Raw genomic sequence first — 22,443 nt, forward strand, 5'->3', positions numbered from 1 at the left:
TTTTTATGATTTCTTAAATTGCCCTCAACAAGGTTAAATCTTACTTGGGTAGCTTTTTTGTCAGTGGTGAAACTATAATTGAGCGTCTTTAAATGGACGTCAAGTATGGACTGGGGGAATGCAAGATGGATTACTCATCCTTGAAACAGCAATTAATGGAAAGAAAAAAAACCGTAGAATCACGGATAAAAAACAGTTTTTCAGATGAAGAAAGAGATACACTTTCATTTACAACAGGAGAATTATCACAATATGATAATCATCCAGCTGATACCGCAACTGATTTGTATGAAAGGGAAAAGGATGCTGCTTTAATGGAACAGCTTGAGCATGAACATGAAGAAATTGAACATGCTTTGGCGAAGTTTGATAATGGCACTTATGGAATATGTGAACGGACAGGAAAAGAAATCCCTTTTGAACGACTTGAAGCTAATCCAACAGCAAGAACAATTATTATGGAGGAATCTTCGAATCATTGGGATACTTCTCATCCAGCGGAAGAAGATGTATTAGAAGGTTTTGACACGTTTGTTTTTGATCATATATCAAAGGAAACGCAATTTGATGCCGAAGACTCTTATCAAGCAGTTGCTTCTTTTAATGAGAATTCGATGATATTTGAAGATTCTTCATTAACAGAACAGGATGAATTAATTGGATATGTGGAAGAGATTGAAGGATTTCTTTCTACAGGAATAGAAGGGTACTCTGGAAGCGATAATGTTGAGTTCCAACGAAATGTTCATTATGATCATTATTTAAATGGAAAAAATTAAATAAAACTGACTTGTAGTTAAAGCGTCGTTGCGAGCCGTTACCATTTAGAAACGTGCAAGCTCGGCGCTCTTATCCAAGAAGAAAAACTGCTCGTATTTTTCAGTTATGATATAATAACAAAAGTTAACAATTTAATGGTAGGTGGAGGGGTAAGATTGAAAGTATTAAAGTATTATGCTATTGCGGTCGTTATCATTTTATTAGATCAACTTTCAAAATGGATCGTAGTTAAGGAAATGGCTATTGGGGAGAGAATAACAGTAATTGAGAATGTTCTCTATCTAACGTCACATCGTAATACAGGAGCAGCTTTCGGTATTTTAGAAGGACAAATGTGGTTTTTTTATGTTGTGACGATTATTGTTGTTGTCGGTATTATTTATTTCATGAAAAAAGAAGCATCGAAAAGTATAATAATGGGGATATCCTTAGGGCTACTTCTTGGAGGAGCACTCGGAAACTTTATTGACCGTATATTTCGTCGAGAAGTAGTTGATTTTATTGATACATATATTTTTGGTTATGACTTTGCGATATTTAACGTAGCTGATTCGGCTCTGTGTCGGGGTAGCACTTATTCTTATAAAAATGATTGCTGATGAGCGGAAACAGAAAAAGGAGAGAGCATAGTGGAGCAACATGAATGGAACATAACAGGTGAACAGCAAGGTGAACGGATTGATAAGATCTTAACAAGTTTTCAAAACGAATGGTCTAGAACACAAGTACAGAATTGGATAAATGATGAGTGTGTTAAAGTAAATAATATGCCTGTAAAAAGAAATTATAAAGTAATGGAAAACGATCATGTACAATTAATAATTCCTGAACCTGAAGAGTTACAAGTTGAAGCTGAAAACATTCCCATTGCTGTCGTTTATGAGGACGAAGATGTTATTGTCGTCAATAAACCGAGGGGCATGGTTGTCCATCCGGCACCTGGTCATTCTTCGGGAACGTTAGTCAATGCCCTAATGTTTCACTGTAACGACTTATCTGGAATTAATGGTGTCATTCGTCCTGGTATTGTACACCGAATAGATAAGGATACATCAGGACTAATAATGGTTGCAAAAAATGACCGTGCTCATGAATCGCTAGTTAATCAACTAAAAGCGAAAACAACGAAACGGATATATAAAGCAATTGTCCATGGAGTCATTCCGCATCAGCACGGAACAATAGACGCACCAATCGGTCGTGACCCTAAGGACCGGCAGAAGATGACGGTTATTGAAGCAAATAGTAAAGAGGCTGTTACCCATTTTACTGTTTTAGAAACCTTTAATAATTTTTCATATGTACAATGCGAATTAGAGACAGGTAGAACTCACCAAATTCGTGTTCATATGAAATATATAGGTTATCCTTTAGCTGGAGATCCAAAGTATGGTCCTAAACGAAAATCATTACAAATAGATGGACAGGCACTGCATGCAGAGGTTTTAGGTTTTAAACATCCAAGAACGGGGAGAGAGCTGCTTTTTGAAGCACCTCTACCAGAAGATATGAAGGAGCAATTGGCTTTACTCCGTTCCCAATAAGTCGAAAAAAGTCGTTGACAATTCGGACGAATTCATTCATACTAGCATTAATCAAATAAGTCCTTTAACGTCAGTCCCGTGAGGCTGAGAAGGAAACGGAAACGAATGGTGGGCTATGTCTACTTTGACTAGCTATACCTATGTTTACACGACCCTCTCATGCCTTAAACGGTATGAGAGGTTTTTTTATAATAAAAGACATGTTCTTATTTCATACATGAAAAGGGAGGATTATGATGTCGCGAGTAATTTTAGATGAACAAGCAATAAGAAGAGCAATTACGAGGATTGCTCATGAAATTATTGAACGAAATAAAGGCGTAGATAATTGCGTATTAATCGGCATCAAAACGAGAGGAATTTACATTGCGAACAGACTAGCTGAACGTATTGAACAAATTGAAGGGGTGGCTGTTCCTGTAGGTGAAGTAGATATTACGTTATATCGTGATGATTTGTCGAAAAAATCGGCTTCAGAAGAACCGGTCATTCAAGGAACGAATATAGAGGTTGATATTACGAATCGAAAGGTTATTTTGATCGATGATGTACTCTATACAGGAAGGACAGTTCGAGCAGCTTTAGATGCTTTGGTAGATCTCGGGCGCCCTTCACAAATTCAATTAGCGGTTTTAATTGATCGTGGTCATCGAGAATTACCAATTCGACCAGATTATGTAGGAAAGAATGTTCCCACTTCTAAAAGCGAGATCATTGCTGCGAAGGTAAAAGAAGTAGATGAAATCGACGAAGTAACAATTGAAAATAAATAGTAAAGTAATATATAGACAACATTAGGGGGAAATACTATGGCAGCAAATCATGAAGTCGGGATCAAGGAGAGACCACGTTTAGATAAGTGGATAATATTAAGTATTCAGCACCTATTTGCGATGTTTGGAGCAACGATTTTAGTTCCTTTTTTAGTTGATTTAAGTCCTTCGGTTGCATTGCTTTCTAGTGGACTTGGAACACTTGCTTACTTACTCATTACAAAAGGTCAAGTGCCAGCGTATTTAGGATCTTCTTTCGCCTTTATCGCTCCACTCATATCAGCGATGGCGATTGGTGGACCGGAAGGAGCAATGATCGGGAGCTTCTTTGCTGGAATAGTTTACGGGATTATAGCACTTGTCATTAAAGCAATCGGAGTAGGTTGGATTATGAAAATATTACCGCCGATTGTTGTTGGACCTGTTATTATGGTCATTGGTTTAGGTTTAGCAGGCACTGCCATTGATATGTCTATGAATGATCAAGTAACGGGTGAGTATAATGGAATGTTTTTGTTTGTCGCCCTAGTATCACTTGGAATTACAGTACTGTCATCGATTTTTCTTTAAAGGTTTTTTTTAGCCTCGTTCCGATCTTGTTTGGAATTATTGGAGGTTATATAACATCACTTATCGTTGGAATTATTGATTTTACACCAGTTAAAGATGCAGACTTCATTTCCGCTCCTGAAGTGATTGTCCCATTTGTTTCGTATACGCCAAGTTTGAATTTGACAGTCTTGCTTATAATGGTACCAATCGCGATTGTCACGATTTCAGAGCATATTGGTGATCAAATGGTTTTAAGTAAAGTAGTGGGCAAGAACTTTATTGATAAACCTGGCTTACATCGATCGATATTAGGGGATGGAGTTGCAACGATTATTGCTTCTCTAATCGGCGGACCACCTAATACAACGTATGGTGAAAACATTGGGGTTTTAGCGATTACGAGAGTTTTTAGCGTATTCGTCATAGCGGGTGCGGCCGTATTTGCCATCATCCTGTCATTTATTGGGACCTTTGCAGCTTTTATTGAATCGATCCCAACTGCAGTAATGGGTGGTGTATCCATTCTCTTATTCGGTGTTATAGCTTCATCCGGATTAAGAATGTTGATTGATAATAAAATCAACCTTGGTGAAAAGCGAAACTTAATCATCTCGTCGATTATATTAGTTATCGGTATTGGTGGAGCTGTTATTCAAGCAGGGGAACATGTTGAAATATCAGGAATGGCACTTGCTGCGATTATTGGGGTAGTCTTACATCAAGTATTACCAAATAAAGAAGTAAGTTATAGCAAAAAGTCAATGTTTGAAATAGAAGAATAATCGATCCTTTTAAAAGAAGTACAGAGAGACTTCAAAAGGTGTGGAAATAAGAGAGGTTTAGATTCCTCTTGACGTTTCGTATACCCTGAGAAGCTCTTTCTCAGGGTATTTTTTGTCACAACTTATCGAAATAGAATATGAGGGGATGAGGAGAATGACAGTTATGGAGCTACAACAGCAAAGAGGAGATCTGTTAACGTTAGATGTTATGTCTACTAATGAAATTTTACAATTGTTAAGTGAATCGGAGCAATTTGCTTCTGGCTACGAGTGGCAAGTGAATAAACCCATCGTTGCGGCTAATTTATTCTTTGAACCTAGTACAAGAACGCGTTATAGCTTTGAAATTGCCGAAAAGTTACTAGGTTTTCATGTCCTTTCATTTAGTGAAGAAACATCAAGTGTGCAAAAAGGCGAAACATTATTAGATACGGTCAAAACTTTCGAATCCATCGGTGCAAACCTATTAGTCGTTCGTCATCCTGAAAATGAATATTATGAGCAGATTAAAGATCACATCTCCATTCCAATCATAAATGGAGGGGATGGCAGTGGTCATCACCCAACACAATCATTATTGGATTTACTAACGATTCAACAGGAGTTTCAAACGTTTAAAGGTTTAAACATTGTCATTGCTGGTGATTTACGCCATAGTCGGGTCGCTCGTTCCAATGCAGCAGCATTAAGCAGGCTCGGAGCAAATGTAAAAATTGCTGGTCCACACGCTTGGATGGAAGGTTATACACATTTATATGAACACGTCGATTTAGACAGTTTCATGCCAGATGCAGATGTTGTTATGCTTCTAAGAATTCAACATGAACGCCATGATCAAACGATGTCGTTTTCTAAAGAGGAGTATCATCAAAATTACGGTATGACAATCGAACGGGTGAGTTTCTTGAAGGCAAATGCAATCATACTTCACCCAGGTCCTGTCAACCGTAACGTTGAACTCGCTGATGAGTTAGTTGAAAGTAAGCATTCAAGAATCTTTAAGCAAATACAAAATGGTGTCGCTGTTCGCAAAGCTGTGCTGAAGCGAGCTATTCTTAACGAAACATTATAGGAGGAGAAAAGATGAATACAAAATTAATAGGTGGATTCATTTTACAAGGAAATGGTGAGCTCATACAACAAGATGTTTATTTCATTGATGGGAAGATTCAATTTGAAACGAACGAACAAGTAACAGAAGTAATAGATGTTTCAGGGAAGCTCATATCTGCTGGTTTAGTTGATGTACATGTCCATTTACGTGAACCCGGTGGCGAACATAAAGAAACAATTGCTACAGGAACACAAGCAGCAGCGGCAGGAGGTTTTACAACGATTTGTCCAATGCCTAACACACGTCCAGTGCCTGATACGAAGGACCAGGTAGAGTGGCTACAAAAGCGGATCGATGAAACAGCTGTTGTCCGAGTACTACCGTATGCAGCAATTACAACTAGACAGCTTGGAAAAGACCTTACTGATTTTTCCGCATTAAAAGAGGCTGGTGCGTTTGCTTTTACAGATGATGGCGTAGGCGTTCAATCTGCTGATATGATGCTACAAGCGATGAAGAAAGCCTCGGAATTAAATATGGCGATTGTTGCTCATTGTGAAGAAAACACATTGATTCATGGTGGTTCTGTACACGAAGGCGAATTTGCTAAAGCAAATGGCTTAAAAGGAATTCCATCTGTTTGTGAGTCTGTACATATTGCAAGAGATGTCCTTTTAGCTGAAGCGGCAGGCGTTCATTACCATGTTTGTCATATTAGTACGAAGGAGTCAGTTCGGGTTGTTCGTGATGCGAAAAAAGCAGGTATTCATGTAACAGCTGAAGTAACACCACATCATCTACTACTATGTGATGAAGATATTGAAGGGGTTGATCCTAACTATAAAATGAATCCACCTCTTCGGTCAAAAGCCGATCGTGAAGCATTATGGGAAGGCTTATTAGACGGGACGATCGATTTTATTGCAACAGATCATGCACCACACTCAGCAGATGAAAAAGCAGCGGGTATGGAGAAAGCACCATTTGGTATTGTCGGCTTAGAAACTGCTTTTCCTTTATTATATACTCACTTTGTAAAAACAGGGAAAATTACGTTGAAACAATTAGTAGATTGGTTAACGGTAAAGCCTGCAGAAACGTTCGATCTACCATATGGCACCCTTAAGCAAGGGGCTATTGCAGATGTAACAATTATAGATTTAGAAAATGAGAAAGAAATTCGTGCTGATCAACTATTATCAAAAGGAAAAACACGCCATTTTTAGGCTGGTCTTGTGTTGGATGGCCTGAATATACATTTGTAGGTGGACAACTTGTATTTGCGAAAGGAAAGGTGACCTCATGAAACGTCAATTAATTTTGGAAGATGGATCTGTGTTTGTTGGAGAAGGATTTGGTTCGGCAAAAGAACTGAGCGGAGAAGTAGTGTTTAATACTGGAATGACAGGGTACCAAGAAATTTTATCTGACCCTTCTTATTGTGCCAAATAATTACGATGACGTATCCATTAATCGGAAATTATGGGATTAATCGCGATGATTTCGAATCTATTACACCAGCAATCAATGGTTTAATTGTTAAAGAATACGAGCCTGAGCCAAGTCATTGTCAAAAAGAGGAGCCCCTTCATGAGCTATTAGCAGCAAAGGATATACCTGGTCTTTCAGGAATTGACACACGTAAATTAACGAGGCTAATCAGAGAGCACGGTACGTTAAAAGGGAGAATTTGTTCGCTTGAAATCGATGTGAACTCAGTTGTAAAAGAATTGCAACAAGCTGATTTTCCACATGATCAAGTTGAAAGAGTTTCAACAAAGGATCCGTATCACGCACCAGGAAGAGGCAATCGAGTTGTGCTAGTGGATTTTGGGATGAAGCATGGTATTTTACAAGAATTGATTGCTCGTCAATGTGATGTTGTCGTCGTACCTTATAACACGCCAGCTGAAGAGATCATTCGTTTAGGGGCAGACGGTGTTATGTTAAGTAATGGTCCGGGGAATCCAGTCGATGTTCCTGAGGCGATCGAAATGATTAAACAATTAATCGGCAAAGTACCGATTTTCGGTATTTGTTTAGGTCATCAGTTGCTAGCTTTAGCTGGCGGAGCAACAACGAGTAAATTACGCTTCGGGCATCGCGGCTCAAACCACCCGGTTCGCGACTTAGAAACTGGAAAAATTGCCATTACAGCACAAAATCATGGTTATACGGTGGATTTAAAGTCATTGGAAGGTACGTCCTTACAGCTCACACATGTAGCAGTGAATGATGGGACGGTTGAAGGTATAAAAGTGAAGGATGCACCTGCATTTAGTGTGCAATATCATCCTGAAGCTTCACCGGGACCTCATGATGCCAATGATTTGTTTGATCAATTTATCGCAATGATGGAAACAGCTAAGAAACGTTCACTACACGTATAGTAGGGGGAGAAAATAATGGGAAAACGTAACGATATACAAAAAGTATTAGTCATCGGGTCTGGGCCGATTGTGATTGGACAAGCTGCAGAGTTCGATTATGCAGGAACACAAGCTTGTCAAGCATTAAAGGAAGAAGGATATGAAGTTATTTTAATTAACTCCAATCCAGCAACGATCATGACGGATACGACAATGGCTGATCGTGTATACATTGAACCGATTACACTTGAATTTGTCAGCAAGATTATTCGGAAAGAACGTCCTGATGGAATTGTTGCAACATTGGGTGGACAAACGGGATTAAATATGGCAATGGAGTTAGAAGAATCAGGTATTCTTGAACGTTATCAAATTGAGCTTCTTGGTACGAACCTTGATGCGATCAAACGAGCAGAGGATCGTGATTTATTTAGAAGTTTAATGCATGAATTAAATCAACCAGTACCAGAAAGTGACATCGTTCATAACCTTGATGAAGCATTTGCGTTCGTTCGGAAAGTTGGCTATCCAGTTATTATTCGTCCCGCTTATACATTAGGTGGAACGGGAGGCGGTATTGCCAATAATGAGCAAGAGTTTAAAGAAATTGTTGCAAGCGGGCTGAAGTATAGTCCTGTCACTCAATGTTTAGTAGAGAAGAGTATAGCCGGCTTTAAAGAAGTCGAATATGAAGTGATGCGTGATGCAAGTGATAACGCTATTGTTGTTTGTAATATGGAGAACATTGATCCGGTGGGTGTTCATACAGGCGATTCAATTGTTGTTGCACCGAGCCAAACATTAACGGACCGAGATTACCAACGTCTCCGTAATGCGTCTTTAACGATTATTAGAGCTCTCGGTATCGAAGGAGGCTGTAACGTTCAGTTTGCTCATGATGCCAATAGTGATCAATATTATATTATTGAAGTAAACCCGCGTGTAAGTCGTTCATCAGCACTAGCATCGAAGGCAACAGGTTATCCGATTGCCAAAATGGCAGCAAAGATTGCTGTAGGTTATAGTTTGGATGAGTTAATGAACCCAATCACAGGGAAAACGTATGCGAGCTTTGAACCAGCCCTTGATTATGTCGTTTCGAAAATCCCACGCTGGCCGTTTGATAAATTTGAATCAGCTAATCGATCACTCGGTACGCAAATGAAGGCGACTGGGGAAGTAATGGCAATCGGGAGAAATTTAGAGGAATCTTTACTAAAGGCTGTTCGTTCATTAGAAGCAGGTTATGATCACTTATATGATTTAAAATTAACAAAAATCGAAACAGAGGTATTACTTGATCGCATTCCAAAGGCGGATGATGAGCGTTTGTTTATTCTTGCTGAGCTCTTAAGACGTGGTGAAACGGTACAAACGCTATGTGAACGTACTAAAATAGACCGATTTTTCATGCAAAAGCTACATCGTATCATTCAGCTTGAAGCACAGTTGAAAGAGGCAAAAGGTGATACAGAACTATTAAAGAAGGCGAAAGAAAGAGGATTTTCCGATTTAGCAATCGCACGTTTATGGGAGCAAAACGAAAGCGAAGTTTATGAATTCCGTAAGCAACACGGATTGATGCCTGTTTATAAAATGGTTGATACATGTGCTGCTGAATTCGAATCAGCTACTCCTTATTTTTACGGAACTTATGAAGAAGAAAATGAATCAAAACGAACACCGCAAAAGAGTATTCTTGTCTTAGGATCTGGTCCAATTCGAATTGGACAAGGGATTGAATTTGATTATGCAACGGTCCATACGGTATGGGCAATTAAAGAAGCTGGGTTTGAAGCAATTATCATGAACAACAATCCAGAAACAGTTTCAACCGATTTTAGTACATCTGATAAGCTTTATTTTGAACCATTGACAGTTGAAGATGTTATGCACGTTTATGAACAAGAAAAGCCAGAGGGCGTTATCGTTCAGTTTGGTGGACAAACAGCGATCAACTTAGCAGCAGATTTACAAGCAAGAGGTGTTCCTATTATCGGGACATCATTAGAAAGTATGGATCGTGCTGAGGATCGTGATAAATTTGAACAAACATTGCTGGAACTCAATATCCCACAACCACTTGGGCGCACGGCAACTTCTGTAGAAGGAGCAGTTGAAATTGCTCGTGAAATTGGCTATCCGGTTCTTGTTCGACCATCCTATGTTCTTGGTGGGCGAGCGATGGAAATCGTTTATAAAGAGGATGAATTATTAAATTATATGACAAATGCAGTTAACGTTAACCCGAAACATCCGGTGTTAGTTGACCGTTATTTAACGGGGAAAGAGCTTGAAGTCGATGCGATTTCCGATGGTGAAAATGTGTTTATTCCAGGGATAATGGAACATATTGAACGTGCAGGGGTGCATTCTGGTGATTCCATTGCCGTCTATCCTCCGCAAACAGTTCCAGAGCATTTAAAGCAAAAGCTGATTGAACGAACAATCTCCATCGCAAGAGGATTGAAAATTATTGGTCTATTGAATATCCAGTTTGTTTGGCACAAAGATGAAGTTTATGTGCTTGAAGTTAACCCGCGTTCAAGTCGAACTGTACCATTTTTAAGTAAAATTACCGGTGTACCGATGGCTAATATTGCAACGAAAGTTATGCTTGGACAATCGTTGCCTGAACTTGGCTATGAAACAGGCTATCAAGAAGAAGCAAAGGAAGTATCTGTGAAAGTACCTGTATTCTCATTTGCGAAATTAAGAAGGGTCGATATTACGTTAGGACCTGAGATGAAGTCGACTGGAGAAGTAATGGGTCGTGACCATACGTTAGAAAAAGCGTTATATAAAGGACTAGTCGCTTCGGGTATGCAAATACCAACTCACGGTTCTGTCTTGTTTACAGTCGCTGATAAAGACAAGGACGAGGCTTTGGCACTTGTTGACCGTTTCCATCGATTAGGCTTCGATATATTAGCAACGACAGGAACAGCAAGCTTCATACAGGAAGCTAACATTCCGGTAACTATTGTCAATAAAATCGGTGAGGAAAAGCCACATTTATTAGATGTGATTCAACAAGGACAAGCACAATTTGTCATTAATACGCTAACAAGAGGAAAACAGCCTGCTCGTGATGGATTCCGTATTCGCCGAGAAGCGGTGGAAAACGGCGTTGTTTGTTTAACATCAATGGATACAGCAGAAGCATTATTACGAGTGCTTGAATCAATAACATTCTCTTCAGAGCATATGCCTGAGTTGAAGCTTTAGAAAAAACGAGTGGGGGGACTATGATGAAAAAAGGGTTAGTAACCGTTCAATCGCAACGACCATTAACATCAAACGTATTTGAATTAACGGTAAGTGGAACGATCGTTCAACAAATGACGGCACCAGGTCAATTTCTTCACGTACGAGTTAGCGATAGCATGATCTGCTATTAAGACGTCCAATTAGTATTTGCGATGTCGACCTAACGAATCAGACCGTTACTATGCTATACCGAGTTGAAGGTAATGGAACGAAACGGTTAGCGGAAAAGAAAGCAGGAGATGCGATTGATCTTTTAGGACCTTTAGGTCAAGGCTTTCCAATAGAGGAAATCAAACAAAAAGAGACAGCGGTTCTTGTTGGAGGTGGAATCGGTGTCCCTCCTCTCTACTATTTATCTAATCAATTAAAGCAAAAGGGAGTACGTGTTATGCACGTACTCGGTTTCCAATCAAAGGAAGATGTTTTTTATGAGGAAGAATTTAGCGAATTAGGAGATACGTATATCGCAACAGCTGATGGTTCTTATGGGACAGCTGGTTTTGTAACCGATGTGTTGAACAAGGAGCATTTGCCGTTTGATTATATGTATTCGTGTGGGCCAACTCCAATGTTAAAAGCTTTATCAGAGCGTTATCCGAATGAAAAAGCTTTATATTTCTCTTGAAGAACGGATGGGCTGTGGAGTAGGTGCTTGTTTTGCCTGTGTATGTCATGTAACCGGTGATGAGTCAGGAACGAGCTATCGTAAGGTTTGTACAGATGGCCCTGTCTTTCGTGTAGGGGAGGTTGTATTATGAGTCGATTAAACGTTGGACTTCCTGGTTTGTCTATGAAAAATCCGATCATGCCTGCTTCAGGTTGTTTCGGTTTTGGGAAAGAATATGCAGCTTTTTATGATTTAAGTGAACTAGGAGCGATTGCTATTAAAGCAACAACAGCCGAGCCACGCTTCGGAAACCCGACACCTCGAGTTGCTGAAACAACAGCCGGAATGTTGAATGCGATAGGCTTGCAAAATCCGGGACTGGAAGGCGTATTGGCAAATGAATTACCGTGGCTAAAACGATATGATGTTCCGATCGTTGCAAATGTTGCTGGAACAGAAATTGATGATTACGTTGCAACAACGGAAAAGCTGTCTAAAGCACCGAATGTTCATGCAATTGAACTAAATATTTCCTGCCCAAATGTTAAGCAAGGAGGAATTGCTTTTGGAACTGTTCCTGAGATCGCTGCAGAGTTAACGAAGGAAGTAAAAGCAGTGTCAAGTGTTCCTGTTTATGTGAAGCTATCGCCAAATGTGGCTGATATTGTTGAAATTGCCCGTGCGGTTCAAAAAGCTGGAGCAGACGGGTTATCGATGATTAATACATTATTAGGGAGTCGAATTGATATCCGTAGACGTAAACCAATTTTAGCGAATCAGTATGGGGGCTTGTCTGGTCCTGCGATTAAGCCGGTAGCGATTCGAATGATTCATCAAGTAAGTCAAGTTGTCGATATCCCGATTATTGGTATGGGTGGTATTCAAACGGCTGAGGATGTCGTTGAGTTTATGTTAGCTGGTGCTAGTGCTGTCGCGATTGGGACAGCCAACTTTACTGATCCTCTTATTTGTCCAACGATTATAGAAGAGCTTCCAGCATTATTAGATCAATTAGAAGTGAATGATATTCATGAATTAATCGGAGGGAGCTGGAATAAATGAATCGACCATTTATCATCGCACTTGACTTAGACGATAGATTAAAGAGGCTAGAGTTGTTACAATCTTTAAAAACAGAATCATTATTTGTGAAAGTTGGAATGGAGCTATTTTATCGTGAAGGGATTCAAGTGATTGAAGAGTTAAGGGAATCTGGCCATCAAATTTTTCTAGATTTAAAGCTCCATGACATCCCCAATACAGTCCAAAGAACAATGAAGGAATTAGCAAAGCTTGAAGTTGATATTGTGAATGTCCATGCAGCAGGTGGTAAAAGAATGATGGAGGCAGCTGTAGAAGGACTTGAGTCAGGCACGTCTCTAGGGAAGAAACGTCCTGTACTTATTGCTGTAACACAACTAACGAGTACAGATGAAGCAACGATGCAGCAGGAGCTGTTAATCGACCAACCACTCGAAAATGTTGTACAGTCTTATGCTCAATTAGCGAAAAATAGTGGGGTTGATGGTGTAGTATGTTCCGCTCAGGAAGTACCACTTATTCATGAAGTATGCGGGTCAAGCTTTTATACAGTTTGTCCAGGTATTAGACGGGCAGAAGATGAAAAAGGTGATCAGAAGCGAGTGGTTACTCCAGAAAAAGCGAGAGAGCTTGGGAGTTGGGGAATTGTTGTTGGTCGGAGTATAACAACAGCCAAAGATCCACTTTCCGTTTATCAAATTATGAAGCAACAATGGGAGGGCTTAAGGTGAGGGAAGTTATAGCAAAGCATTTATTAAATATAGAAGCTGTCCATTTGCAACCAAAAAATCCTTTTACATGGACATCGGGAATAAAGTCTCCAATTTATTGTGATAATCGATTAACGCTTTCATTTCCGAATGTGAGAAAGGATATTATTAAAGGATTTGTTGAGCTTTATAACGAGCATATAAAGCATGCGGATGTGATTGCAGGTACGGCAACTGCAGGTATCCCACATGCAGCTTTATTAGCAGACGCACTAGATTTACCAATGGTTTACGTACGTGGTAGTGCAAAAGGGCATGGAAAGCAAAATCAAATTGAAGGTAAAATCGAGCAAGGTCAGAAGGTCGTACTTGTCGAAGACCTTATTTCAACGGGAGGTAGTGTTGTTAAAGCTGCTGAAGCTCTGAAGGCAGCAGGAGCAGAAGTAGTGGCTGTATTGGCGATATTTACATATGAATTTCCAAAAGCCGAAGAGACGATGCAAAAAGCCGAATTACCAGCATATATTTTAACTAGCTATTCCACATTAGTTGAGGTAGCTAGTAATAATGGCTATATTCAACAAGAGGATGTTGCAAAATTAAATGAATGGAGAAAAGATCCGCAATCTCTTAATTGGATGGATCAGTAACCAAAGTGCGTTCCTAATTAAGTTTGCTCCCATCAAAGTAGACAGATGAAATAAAAATCTGTTTACAGATGGGAGATATTTTTATGATTTATTAGAAGAGAGTACCTTCTAATATCATGTCCATAATATTCAAAAAGGTTTAAAAGCAAATAACACTTACTTTCTTAATGAGCGTACAAGATCTTCATCTGGTGTAACAAATAAAGTTGTTTGCTGTTCATAAATGACAAACCCAGGTTTGGCACCATTAGGCTTATGAACATGGCGAATTTTCGTGTAGTCAACTGGAACGGAACTTGACTGGCGTGCTTTACTAAAAAACGCAGCAACGGTAGCAGCTTCGATCAATGTTTGCTCATCAGGATCAAAACTTCTAATCACAACATGAGACCCTGGAATGTCTTTTGTGTGAAGCCATATTTCATCTTGACGGGCGAAACGCATGGTGACATATTCATTTTGCTTATTATTCTTTCCAACATAAAAGTCGATGCCAGTTGTTGATTGGTACGCTTCAATTTGTGGCTTTACATCTTTCTTTTTCTTTTTTTGTTGCTGTCTACGACGTAAATAGCCCTCTTCTATCAATTCTTCTCGTATTTCCTCAATATCCTTTGGTGACGCACTTTCCATTTGTTGAATGAGCAGTTCGAAGTAACGCATTTCTTCATTACTTTTTTCGATTTGCTCATGAACAACTTTTACTGAATTTTTTGCCTTGTTGTAGCGTTTAAAGTATGCTTGAGCATTTTCGGAACCTGTCTTTAATGGATCCAATTCTATTGTAATTGTCTTTTGGTTTTCATCGTAATAATCAATGGCCTCAACAGACGTATCTCCACGTTTGATCATATGAATATTTGCCGTAATAAGCTCACCGAGTTTCTGATATTCTTGTGCTTGGTCTGCTTGGGTTAACGTTTTTTCTAACTTTTTTGATTTTTTTCTTGTTTTTTTGCCATTCATTTTTCATAAAACGTTCTAAATCATGTGCTTGCTGCTTAACACGGTCACGCTCTGCCTTTCCAAAGAAGAAACGATCGAGTAATTCACTGACGGTTTTAAACGTTTTTCTTTCGCCATTTAGGTGCTTAAGGTGGATGAGTGAAAACGCTTCTTTTTCACTCATAATCATTTCTGGCTCATACGAATGATTTTTAAATTGTGTCATGAGTGAAAGGAATGCTTCACTAATAGACTGTTTATTTACGAATGGTCCAGCCAAATGAATGATTTCTTTTGCAAGCATCGGTGACAGTCCTGCTAAGTGATCAACGAGTTGCTTATCAAGCTTACCAGCATTGAAATCTAAAAGTTGCAGCAAGCGAGTTTCATCAATCATAAGTGGATCTTCTTTGTTCTGTTCAGGAGGCCTTATGTAACGTTGGCCTGGAAGGATCGTTCTAATGCTACTTTGTGTTAAACCAACATGTTTAATGGAATCAAGAATGATCTCCGTGTCGGCATCAACTAGGCTAATATTACTATGTCTGCCCATAATCTCAATGTACAGCTTCTTACGTGTCTCATCGCCAATCTCGTCTTTATGCCGGATCGTAAAGACAATTACTCGCTCCATATCTAGCTGTTCAATTTGTTCTATGATAGCCCCTTCTAAATGCTTACGCAAAAGCATGCAGAACATCGGTGGTTCAGCAGGATTTTCGTATTTTTCGTTTGTAAAATGTATCCGTGCGAAACTTGCATTAACAGACATAAGCAAGTGGAAATTTTGCCGATTAGCACGAATCGTAAATACTAAATCAGTTTTAAAAGGCTGATATATTTTTGAAATGCGACCTGAGGTTATTTGTGAGCTCAATTCATGTGTAATAGCTCGTGTCATAAATCCGTCGAATGACATCTTGTTCATCCTTTCTCATTGCCATGTGAACGATTGTAATCATTATTTCATATGTGCATTACTTTAGTATAGCATGTTTTACCTAACTGCTGAATAAAATGGCATGTATATGATGACAGAAGGGAATGAGGAAGAGGTTGTTGGATAAGGCAAATGAATAATAATTGACATTACACGAAGGACTAAGAATAAAGAAAGTAGAAAATAGAAAATAGGTTTTATGTCTATGATACGTATTTTACTCAGGCATGACTCAATTGAATAACCACTACTGTTGAAATATTTTATTCGATAAAGGCTTAATATACTAGTTCTTAGGATTCCTCAACTTTAGGGTCGTTCAAAGAAAAGAATCGTTAAATAGAGAAGAACGGATATTCCAATGGTGTATACTAGGTGTGGATTATGCTAAGCTAATATTATACGATTAAAGTTTCGTATATTTGGTTCATTTTCTGTAAATTAAGTAGATTATCCATTAAATACAATCTAATTAGAATATTGTCCGGAATCTCTTGTTGAAACATATAGATTTCGTTAGAATAATGATTGGATGTGATGATATGAAAAGTATGACAGGTTTTGGTACAGCCATATGACTAAAGAAGGTTTGGATGTTTTCGCAGAAATAAAGTCAGTCAATCAACGTTTCTTTGATTGTCAAGTACGACTTTTCCAATCAAAGCCTGCACTAGAAGAGGAAATTGTACGAATGGTGAAAAAGGTAATCTCTCGAGGGAAAATTGATATTTTCGTTAAAATAGAAGGGGATTTAGAAGGGAATTTGCTCATTCATGTTGATGAGGATTTAGTTGATCAGTACATTGAAGCTTTTCGAATGATTCGCCATAAAGAGAAGGATGCCCTTCCATTAGATATTAATCAGCTCCTATTAAACGAATCAATTGTGAAAATAGACGAGAAGGATGCAGTCTTAGTTGAAGACGACACTCTCATATTAGAAGCAGTCAATCAGGCGTTACTTTCATTATTGCAAATGAGAGAACAGGAGGGAGAAGAACTATTAACAACAATGGCTGCGGAAATGAACAAACTTACTCATCATCTTCAACGTGTGGAAGAGGCCGTAACTAGCCTACTAGATTCAGCAAAAGATCGAATGAAGGCACACATTGAATCGTTAATAGCTAGTCATGAAATTGATGAGTCTAGGGTACTAACCGAGGTAGCCATCTTAGCAGATAAAATCGATATAACCGAAGAAATAGCTCGTTTAAAGTCGCATATAAAGCAATTTTTCTATTATTGTGATTTGATGGAACCTATTGGTAGAAGGTTAGATTTTTTAGTTCAAGAGATGAATCGAGAGGTTAATACAATTGGTTCGAAAGCAAGTGATTCTTTTATTAGACAAGAAGTGGTTGAAATGAAAGGAAATCTTGAAAAGGTGAAAGAACAAGTACAAAATATTGAATAACCTAGAAAAAACGAGCGAATTCGTATATAGTAAGGATAGTTTGGATAACAATGGAGAGGGAAAGATCCTTTCCAAAATTGGGGGTCTGTATGAATATAAAGTTAATTAACATAGGCTTTGGGAATATTGTTTCAGCCAATCGAATTATTTCGATCGTAAGTCCAGAGTCAGCACCAATTAAACGAATTATTCAAGATGCACGCGACCGAAACATGTTAATTGATGCTACATATGGGCGACGTACACGTGCTGTTATTATAGCAGATAGTGACCATGTTATATTAAGTGCAGTACAGCCAGAAACAGTAGCACAGCGTTTAACAACGAAAGAAGAGGGTGCCGAAGAGTCATAATAAAATAAGGTCGCTAGGTTTACATAGATGTAGGAGGTACTTATGAAAAAAGATAAAGGTCTTTTATTAGTATTATCAGGGCCGGCTGGAGTTGGAAAGGGAACCGTTTGTTCTGCTTTACGTAAACATGATACAGATATAGAATATTCTGTTTCTGCTACAACGAGGGCCCCAAGACTAGGGGAAGTAGACGGCGTAAATTATTTCTTTAAATCTAAGGAAGAATTTGAAGAAATGATTGCAAATAATCGTTTACTAGAATGGGCTGAATACGTTGGTAACTTTTATGGTACTCCAATTGATTATGTCGAGGATACTTTGGCTAAGGGAAAGGATATAATATTGGAGATCGAGGTACAAGGTGCATTAAAAGTGAAGGAACGTTTCCCTGAAGGTGTGTTTATTTTCCTCATTCCGCCAAGCTTAAGTGAGCTGCGTAATCGAATTGTTGGTAGAGGTACCGAGACAGAGGAGATTATTAATGAACGAATGAATGTGGCAAGAGCAGAAATTGATATGATGAAAAATTACGATTATGTCGTCGAAAATGATAAAGTAGAATTAGCTGTCGAGCGTATTAAATCAATTGTAACGGCTGAACATTGTCGGCGTGAGAGAGTTTTTGAAAAATATAAGGAACTAGTGGAGGTAAATTAATGCTATATCCATCAATTGATTCATTATTACAGAAATTAGATTCGAAGTATACGCTTGTAACGGTATCTGCAAAACGAGCAAGAGAAATTCGCGAAAATGCAAAACGTGCCCCAATTGTTGAGAGACCTGTGTCACATAAGCCTGTAGGTGTAGCGCTAGAAGAAATTGTTCATGACCACTTAAATTTCGAGCGTACAGCAGCAATACGAGAAGAATACGGTAAGCACGACTAAACGGGATTAGAAGGTGTCTCATAAGGTTACAAGCCTTTGGGGCACCTCATTTTTATATCAGACGAAGAATAATGTAAGACGCCAAACAGAAAGATGTTAAAGGGTGCTTAGTACAAAGGGGAGTGGTAAAGGATGAAGGGGAAAAATATCGTTCTGGCTGTCACAGGAGGGATTGCTTCTTATAAAGCGGCAGCTCTAACAAGTCAGCTCATCCAACAAGGTGCAAATGTGAAAGTAATGATGACTCAATCTGCCCAGAGGTTTGTAACACCGCTAACGTTTCAAGCCCTTTCGCGTCAACCTGTATATGTTGATACGTTTACGGAGCCTGATCCGGAGAAAATTGCTCACATTGATGTTGCTGATTGGGCTGATATCATCATTATTGCTCCAGCTACAGCAAACATTATTGCGAAGCTCGCCCAAGGAATGGCTGATGATTTTGTCACAACGTGCTTGTTAGCAACGAAAGCCCCTATATTTATTGCTCCAGCGATGAATGTTAATATGTATGAACATAGGGCTGTACAACGTAATATTAGCCAATTAAAGGAAGATGGTTATACATTTATAGAGGGGGAAGAAGGCTACCTTGCATGTGGCTGGACGGGAAAAGGAAGAATGGCAGAGCAGCATTCATATTGAAAATGATAGAAGAGTATTTTCATCGTTCCAAAGCGTTAGCAGGAAAACGGGTAGTTATTACGGCCGGCCCAACACAGGAAAAGATAGATCCTGTACGATATTTTACAAATCATTCTTCTGGTAAAATGGGCTATGCTATTGCAGAAGCAGCTAAACAAATGGGAGCAGAGGTTACTCTCGTATCTGGTCCAACAACGATGAAACCACCAGTGGGTGTCGAGTACGTTCCAGTAACGAGTGCAAGTGATATGTTTGAAGCTGTAAATGAGATTCTTCCAAGTGCTGATATAATAATTAAAGCAGCAGCTGTAGCAGATTATAGACCGAAAGTGACCTATCAGCAAAAACGAAAGAAGCAACCAGGTGAATGGTCGATTGAGATGGAAAGAACGGTTGATATACTGCAAACGTTAGCTAACAAGAAGACACCAGCACAAGTTATCGTTGGATTTGCTGCTGAATCTGAAAATATGCTTGAGTATGCTAAAAGTAAGCTTGAAAAGAAAAACTTGGATTTAATTGTTGCAAATAATATAAGTGAAGCAGGATCAGGATTTAAAGGTGATACGAATCAAATTACGATCATCCATCGAAATGGTGAAGTTAAACCATTTCCAATGCTTACAAAAAAAGAGGCTGCTATCCGTGTGTTAGAAGAGACTTTAATACATGTTAAGAAGGTGAACTAAAGATGTTTGCCAAAGTAATAGTTGATGTGCCTGCTGCACAAACGGACCGCCAATTTGATTATAAAATACCAAAGAATTGGGAAAGTGTTGTTCAACCGGGAATGCGTGTTATCGTTCCTTTTGGTCCACGGAAAATTCAAGGGTTTGTCATATCTGTAACCGAACAGTCGTCATATGAGAAGACAAAGGAAATGATAGAAGTTTTAGATGCCGTTCCAATTTTATCAGAAGAATTACTTCAGTTAGGGAATTGGTTAGCAGAGTCGACATTATCTTTTAAAGTATCAGCATACCAACTGATGGTACCTGCTGCACTTAGAACAAAAAGTTAAAAAGTTAGTTCGTATTAAAAATAAGGAAAAATTGACACCTTCGTTGTTAGAACTTTTTGAGGAAGCGGATTATTGCCTCTGGACAGATATTTTACAAAAAAGTAACACAATGGTAAAAAGTGTTCAAACAGAAATAAAAAAGGGTACTCTAGAGATAGAGTATCAAGTTACAGAAAAAGGGAAAGCAAAAACACAACGTTATGCAAAACTTCTATTAACTAAAGAAGAGGCTAATTCATTACTTACGAAAAGAGCAAGCAAGCAATTAGAAATCGTTAGAATTTTAAGCGAGACGGTTGATAGAGCAATGCCGGTACGTGATTTGTTAGAAATAGCAGAAACAACTCGTTCCGCATTAAAGACGTTACGAGAAAAAGGAATCATAAAGGAATTTGAGCAAGAAATTTACCGTGATCCGTTAGCGGGAAAGAGTTTTGAGCGAACAGAGCCACTATCGTTAACAGATCACCAAAAGCTAGTTGTCCATCGAGTTAAACCTTATATTAATAAAAACGAACACGAAGTTTTCCTTTTACATGGTGTAACAGGAAGTGGCAAGACAGAGGTGTATTTGCAAGTAATTCAGCAAGCACTTGAATTAAATAAAGAGGCGATTATGCTCGTACCGGAGATCGCTTTAACTCCGCAAATGGTTGAACGCTTCAAAGGCCGTTTTGGATCAGATGTTGCTGTTTTGCATTCTGGCTTATCAATGGGAGAAAAATATGATGAATGGCGAAAAATTAGCCGGAAGGAAGTAAAGGTTGTCGTAGGTGCAAGATCAGCTGTTTTTGCACCATTTGATCGCATCGGCATGATTATTATTGACGAAGAACATGAAACAAGTTATAAACAGGAAGAAAGTCCACGTTATCATGCGAGGGACGTAGCGATTGAACGGGCTCGTTATCATCAGTGTCCCGTTATATTAGGGAGTGCAACACCGTTACTTGAATCGTTCGCAAGAGCACAAAAAGGTGTTTATCAATTATTGACATTGGATGAGCGTGTGCAAAACAGACCAATGCCTGATGTACATGTGATCGACATGAGGGAGGAGCTTAGAGCTGGTAATCGCTCGATGTTTTCAACAACGTTATTTGAAAAATTAAAGGAGCGACTCGAGAAGGGTGAGCAAAGTGTGTTATTTTTAAATCGACGTGGTCATTCCACTTTTGTGATGTGCAGAGATTGTGGGTATGTGGCGACATGTCGCTCATGTGATATTTCCCTTACGTATCATCGTAGTCAAAATCGACTAAAATGCCATTATTGTGGACATGAAGAACCGATGCCAAGAACGTGTCAAGAATGTGGAAGTGAACATATTCGCTTTTTTGGATCAGGTACACAAAAAGTTGAAGAAGAGTTAACACGAGTGCTACCCGAAGCAAGGGTTATACGGATGGATGTTGACACAACTCGAAAGAAGGGTTCACATGAGCAATTACTAACGTCTTTTGGGAAAAAAGAGGCAGACATCTTATTAGGGACACAAATGATTGCAAAAGGATTAGATTTTCCTTCTATCACGTTAGTCGGTGTATTAGCAGCCGATTCTATGCTTCATATCCCTGACTTTCGCTCAGCTGAACGTACCTTTCAATTGTTAGAACAGGTGAGTGGACGAGCTGGACGCCATGAGCTTGCTGGTGAGGTCATCATTCAATCCTATACACCAGAGCATTACAGCATTGAGCTTGTTAAGTCTCACGATTATCACGCGTTCTTTCAAACGGAGATGCAACAACGGAAATTTGCTCAATATCCTCCTTATGTTTATATGACACTCATAACTATATCCCATCAAGAATTAATGAAAGTAATCGATGTTGCCGAAACCGTTGTTCACTTTTTAAGAAGAGAGCTGTCACCTGAAACAACTGTGTTAGGTCCTGTCGCATCTCCACTTGCTCGTATTAAGGATAGATATCGCTATCAATGCATGATAAAATACAAAAACGAACCGAAATTAAGACAGGTATTATTGGAAGTAAGGGAGCATTATCAACGTGAATTAAACAAAGGGTTACAGTTGACGATTGATTTACAACCTTATTTATTTACATAAAGAAGCGTGAGTTGAAAGAAAGAAGGCGG

11 protein-coding genes and 9 pseudogenes are annotated in these 22,443 nt (G+C 38.9%); 19 read left to right on the top strand and 1 reads right to left on the bottom strand.

The features are described 5' to 3' along the window. Positions 1-125: 125 nt before the first annotated feature. The 13 genes and pseudogenes from JCM19034_RS07575 to pyrE all read left to right on the top strand — a co-directional run bounded on the left by JCM19034_RS07575 (position 126) and on the right by pyrE (position 14,132). Complete coding sequence (locus tag JCM19034_RS07575; protein ID WP_062048585.1) at positions 126-779, top strand: TraR/DksA C4-type zinc finger protein; 654 nt, start codon at positions 126-128, stop codon at positions 777-779. 135 nt (positions 780-914) lie between these two features. Further along, positions 915-1,410: pseudogene (lspA, locus tag JCM19034_RS07580) on the top strand (signal peptidase II). Continuing rightward, a complete protein-coding gene (locus JCM19034_RS07585) occupies positions 1,407-2,324 on the top strand; it encodes an RluA family pseudouridine synthase (RefSeq protein ID WP_370621853.1) in 918 nt (305 codons plus the stop codon). The pseudogene lspA and the gene JCM19034_RS07585 overlap by 4 nt, the downstream one beginning before the upstream one ends. A gap of 233 nt (positions 2,325-2,557) precedes the next feature. After that, on the top strand, positions 2,558-3,097 hold the full coding sequence (gene pyrR, locus JCM19034_RS07590; protein ID WP_062048588.1) for a bifunctional pyr operon transcriptional regulator/uracil phosphoribosyltransferase PyrR: 540 nt from the start codon (positions 2,558-2,560) through the stop codon (positions 3,095-3,097). Positions 3,098-3,133: 36 nt separating this feature from the next. Next, positions 3,134-4,431 (top strand): annotated as a pseudogene (locus JCM19034_RS07595) (solute carrier family 23 protein). A gap of 154 nt (positions 4,432-4,585) precedes the next feature. Further along, the gene (locus tag JCM19034_RS07600; RefSeq protein ID WP_082393850.1) at positions 4,586-5,503 is read left to right on the top strand and encodes an aspartate carbamoyltransferase catalytic subunit; all 918 of its coding nucleotides are present in this window, start codon (positions 4,586-4,588) and stop codon (positions 5,501-5,503) included. Between the two features lie 11 nt (positions 5,504-5,514). Next, positions 5,515-6,791 (top strand): annotated as a pseudogene (locus tag JCM19034_RS07605) (dihydroorotase). Further along, positions 6,788-7,875, top strand: a pseudogene (locus tag JCM19034_RS07610) (carbamoyl phosphate synthase small subunit). The pseudogenes JCM19034_RS07605 and JCM19034_RS07610 overlap by 4 nt, the downstream one beginning before the upstream one ends. Positions 7,876-7,890: 15 nt before the next feature. Continuing rightward, positions 7,891-11,082, top strand: coding sequence for a carbamoyl-phosphate synthase large subunit (carB, locus tag JCM19034_RS07615; protein WP_062048590.1), 3,192 nt, complete (start codon positions 7,891-7,893; stop codon positions 11,080-11,082). Positions 11,083-11,102: 20 nt separating this feature from the next. Beyond that, positions 11,103-11,882, top strand: a pseudogene (locus JCM19034_RS07620) (dihydroorotate dehydrogenase electron transfer subunit). Then, positions 11,879-12,793, top strand: coding sequence for a dihydroorotate dehydrogenase (locus JCM19034_RS07625; protein WP_062048593.1), 915 nt, complete (start codon positions 11,879-11,881; stop codon positions 12,791-12,793). The pseudogene JCM19034_RS07620 and the gene JCM19034_RS07625 overlap by 4 nt, the downstream one beginning before the upstream one ends. Further along, positions 12,790-13,503: an orotidine-5'-phosphate decarboxylase gene (gene pyrF, locus JCM19034_RS07630; protein ID WP_062048595.1), complete on the top strand. Its 714-nt coding sequence runs from the start codon at positions 12,790-12,792 to the stop codon at positions 13,501-13,503. Before JCM19034_RS07625 ends, pyrF begins: the two co-directional genes overlap by 4 nt. Further along, positions 13,500-14,132, top strand: a complete 633-nt coding sequence (gene pyrE, locus JCM19034_RS07635) for an orotate phosphoribosyltransferase (RefSeq protein WP_156323912.1) — start codon at positions 13,500-13,502, stop codon at positions 14,130-14,132. Before pyrF ends, pyrE begins: the two co-directional genes overlap by 4 nt. A 156-nt stretch (positions 14,133-14,288) precedes the next feature. Here the strand turns inward: pyrE and JCM19034_RS07640 are convergent. Continuing rightward, positions 14,289-15,996, bottom strand: a pseudogene (locus JCM19034_RS07640) (NFACT family protein). A 592-nt stretch (positions 15,997-16,588) separates the two neighbouring features. Between JCM19034_RS07640 and JCM19034_RS07645 the strand changes: the two are divergent. From JCM19034_RS07645 to priA, 6 genes and pseudogenes are all read left to right on the top strand, one after another. After that, positions 16,589-17,434 (top strand): annotated as a pseudogene (locus JCM19034_RS07645) (YicC/YloC family endoribonuclease); the annotation flags it as partial. Positions 17,435-17,523: 89 nt separating this feature from the next. Further along, entirely contained in the window at positions 17,524-17,787 is a 264-nt protein-coding gene (gene remA / locus JCM19034_RS07650; RefSeq protein WP_062048602.1) for an extracellular matrix/biofilm regulator RemA, read from the top strand. Positions 17,788-17,829: 42 nt separating this feature from the next. Next, positions 17,830-18,444 carry a guanylate kinase gene (gene gmk / locus JCM19034_RS07655; protein ID WP_062048604.1) on the top strand — a complete coding sequence of 205 codons (615 nt, stop codon included), beginning with the start codon at positions 17,830-17,832 and terminating at the stop codon, positions 18,442-18,444. Next, the gene (rpoZ, locus tag JCM19034_RS07660) at positions 18,444-18,677 is read left to right on the top strand and encodes a DNA-directed RNA polymerase subunit omega (RefSeq protein WP_062048606.1); all 234 of its coding nucleotides are present in this window, start codon (positions 18,444-18,446) and stop codon (positions 18,675-18,677) included. The genes gmk and rpoZ overlap by 1 nt, the downstream gene beginning before the upstream one ends. A 132-nt stretch (positions 18,678-18,809) precedes the next feature. Further along, positions 18,810-20,011, top strand: a pseudogene (gene coaBC / locus JCM19034_RS07665) (bifunctional phosphopantothenoylcysteine decarboxylase/phosphopantothenate--cysteine ligase CoaBC). Positions 20,012-20,013: 2 nt separating this feature from the next. Beyond that, positions 20,014-22,414: pseudogene (priA, locus tag JCM19034_RS07670) on the top strand (primosomal protein N'). Positions 22,415-22,443: the final 29 nt, after the last annotated feature.

The organism is Bacillus sp. JCM 19034, from assembly GCF_001310635.1.
Lineage (GTDB): Bacteria > Bacillota > Bacilli > Bacillales > Bacillaceae_D > Halalkalibacter.

Excerpts from the sequence above, each read along its gene's own strand:
- JCM19034_RS07575 (WP_062048585.1), top strand. The coding sequence starts at position 126 with ATGGATTACTCATCCTTGAAACAGCAATTAATGGAAAGAAAAAAAACC.
- pyrR (WP_062048588.1), top strand. The coding sequence starts at position 2,558 with ATGATGTCGCGAGTAATTTTAGATGAACAAGCAATAAGAAGAGCAATT.
- JCM19034_RS07600 (WP_082393850.1), top strand. The coding sequence starts at position 4,586 with ATGACAGTTATGGAGCTACAACAGCAAAGAGGAGATCTGTTAACGTTA.
- carB (WP_062048590.1), top strand. The coding sequence starts at position 7,891 with ATGGGAAAACGTAACGATATACAAAAAGTATTAGTCATCGGGTCTGGG.
- JCM19034_RS07625 (WP_062048593.1), top strand. The coding sequence starts at position 11,879 with ATGAGTCGATTAAACGTTGGACTTCCTGGTTTGTCTATGAAAAATCCG.
- pyrF (WP_062048595.1), top strand. The coding sequence starts at position 12,790 with ATGAATCGACCATTTATCATCGCACTTGACTTAGACGATAGATTAAAG.
- remA (WP_062048602.1), top strand. The coding sequence starts at position 17,524 with ATGAATATAAAGTTAATTAACATAGGCTTTGGGAATATTGTTTCAGCC.
- gmk (WP_062048604.1), top strand. The coding sequence starts at position 17,830 with ATGAAAAAAGATAAAGGTCTTTTATTAGTATTATCAGGGCCGGCTGGA.
- rpoZ (WP_062048606.1), top strand. The coding sequence starts at position 18,444 with ATGCTATATCCATCAATTGATTCATTATTACAGAAATTAGATTCGAAG.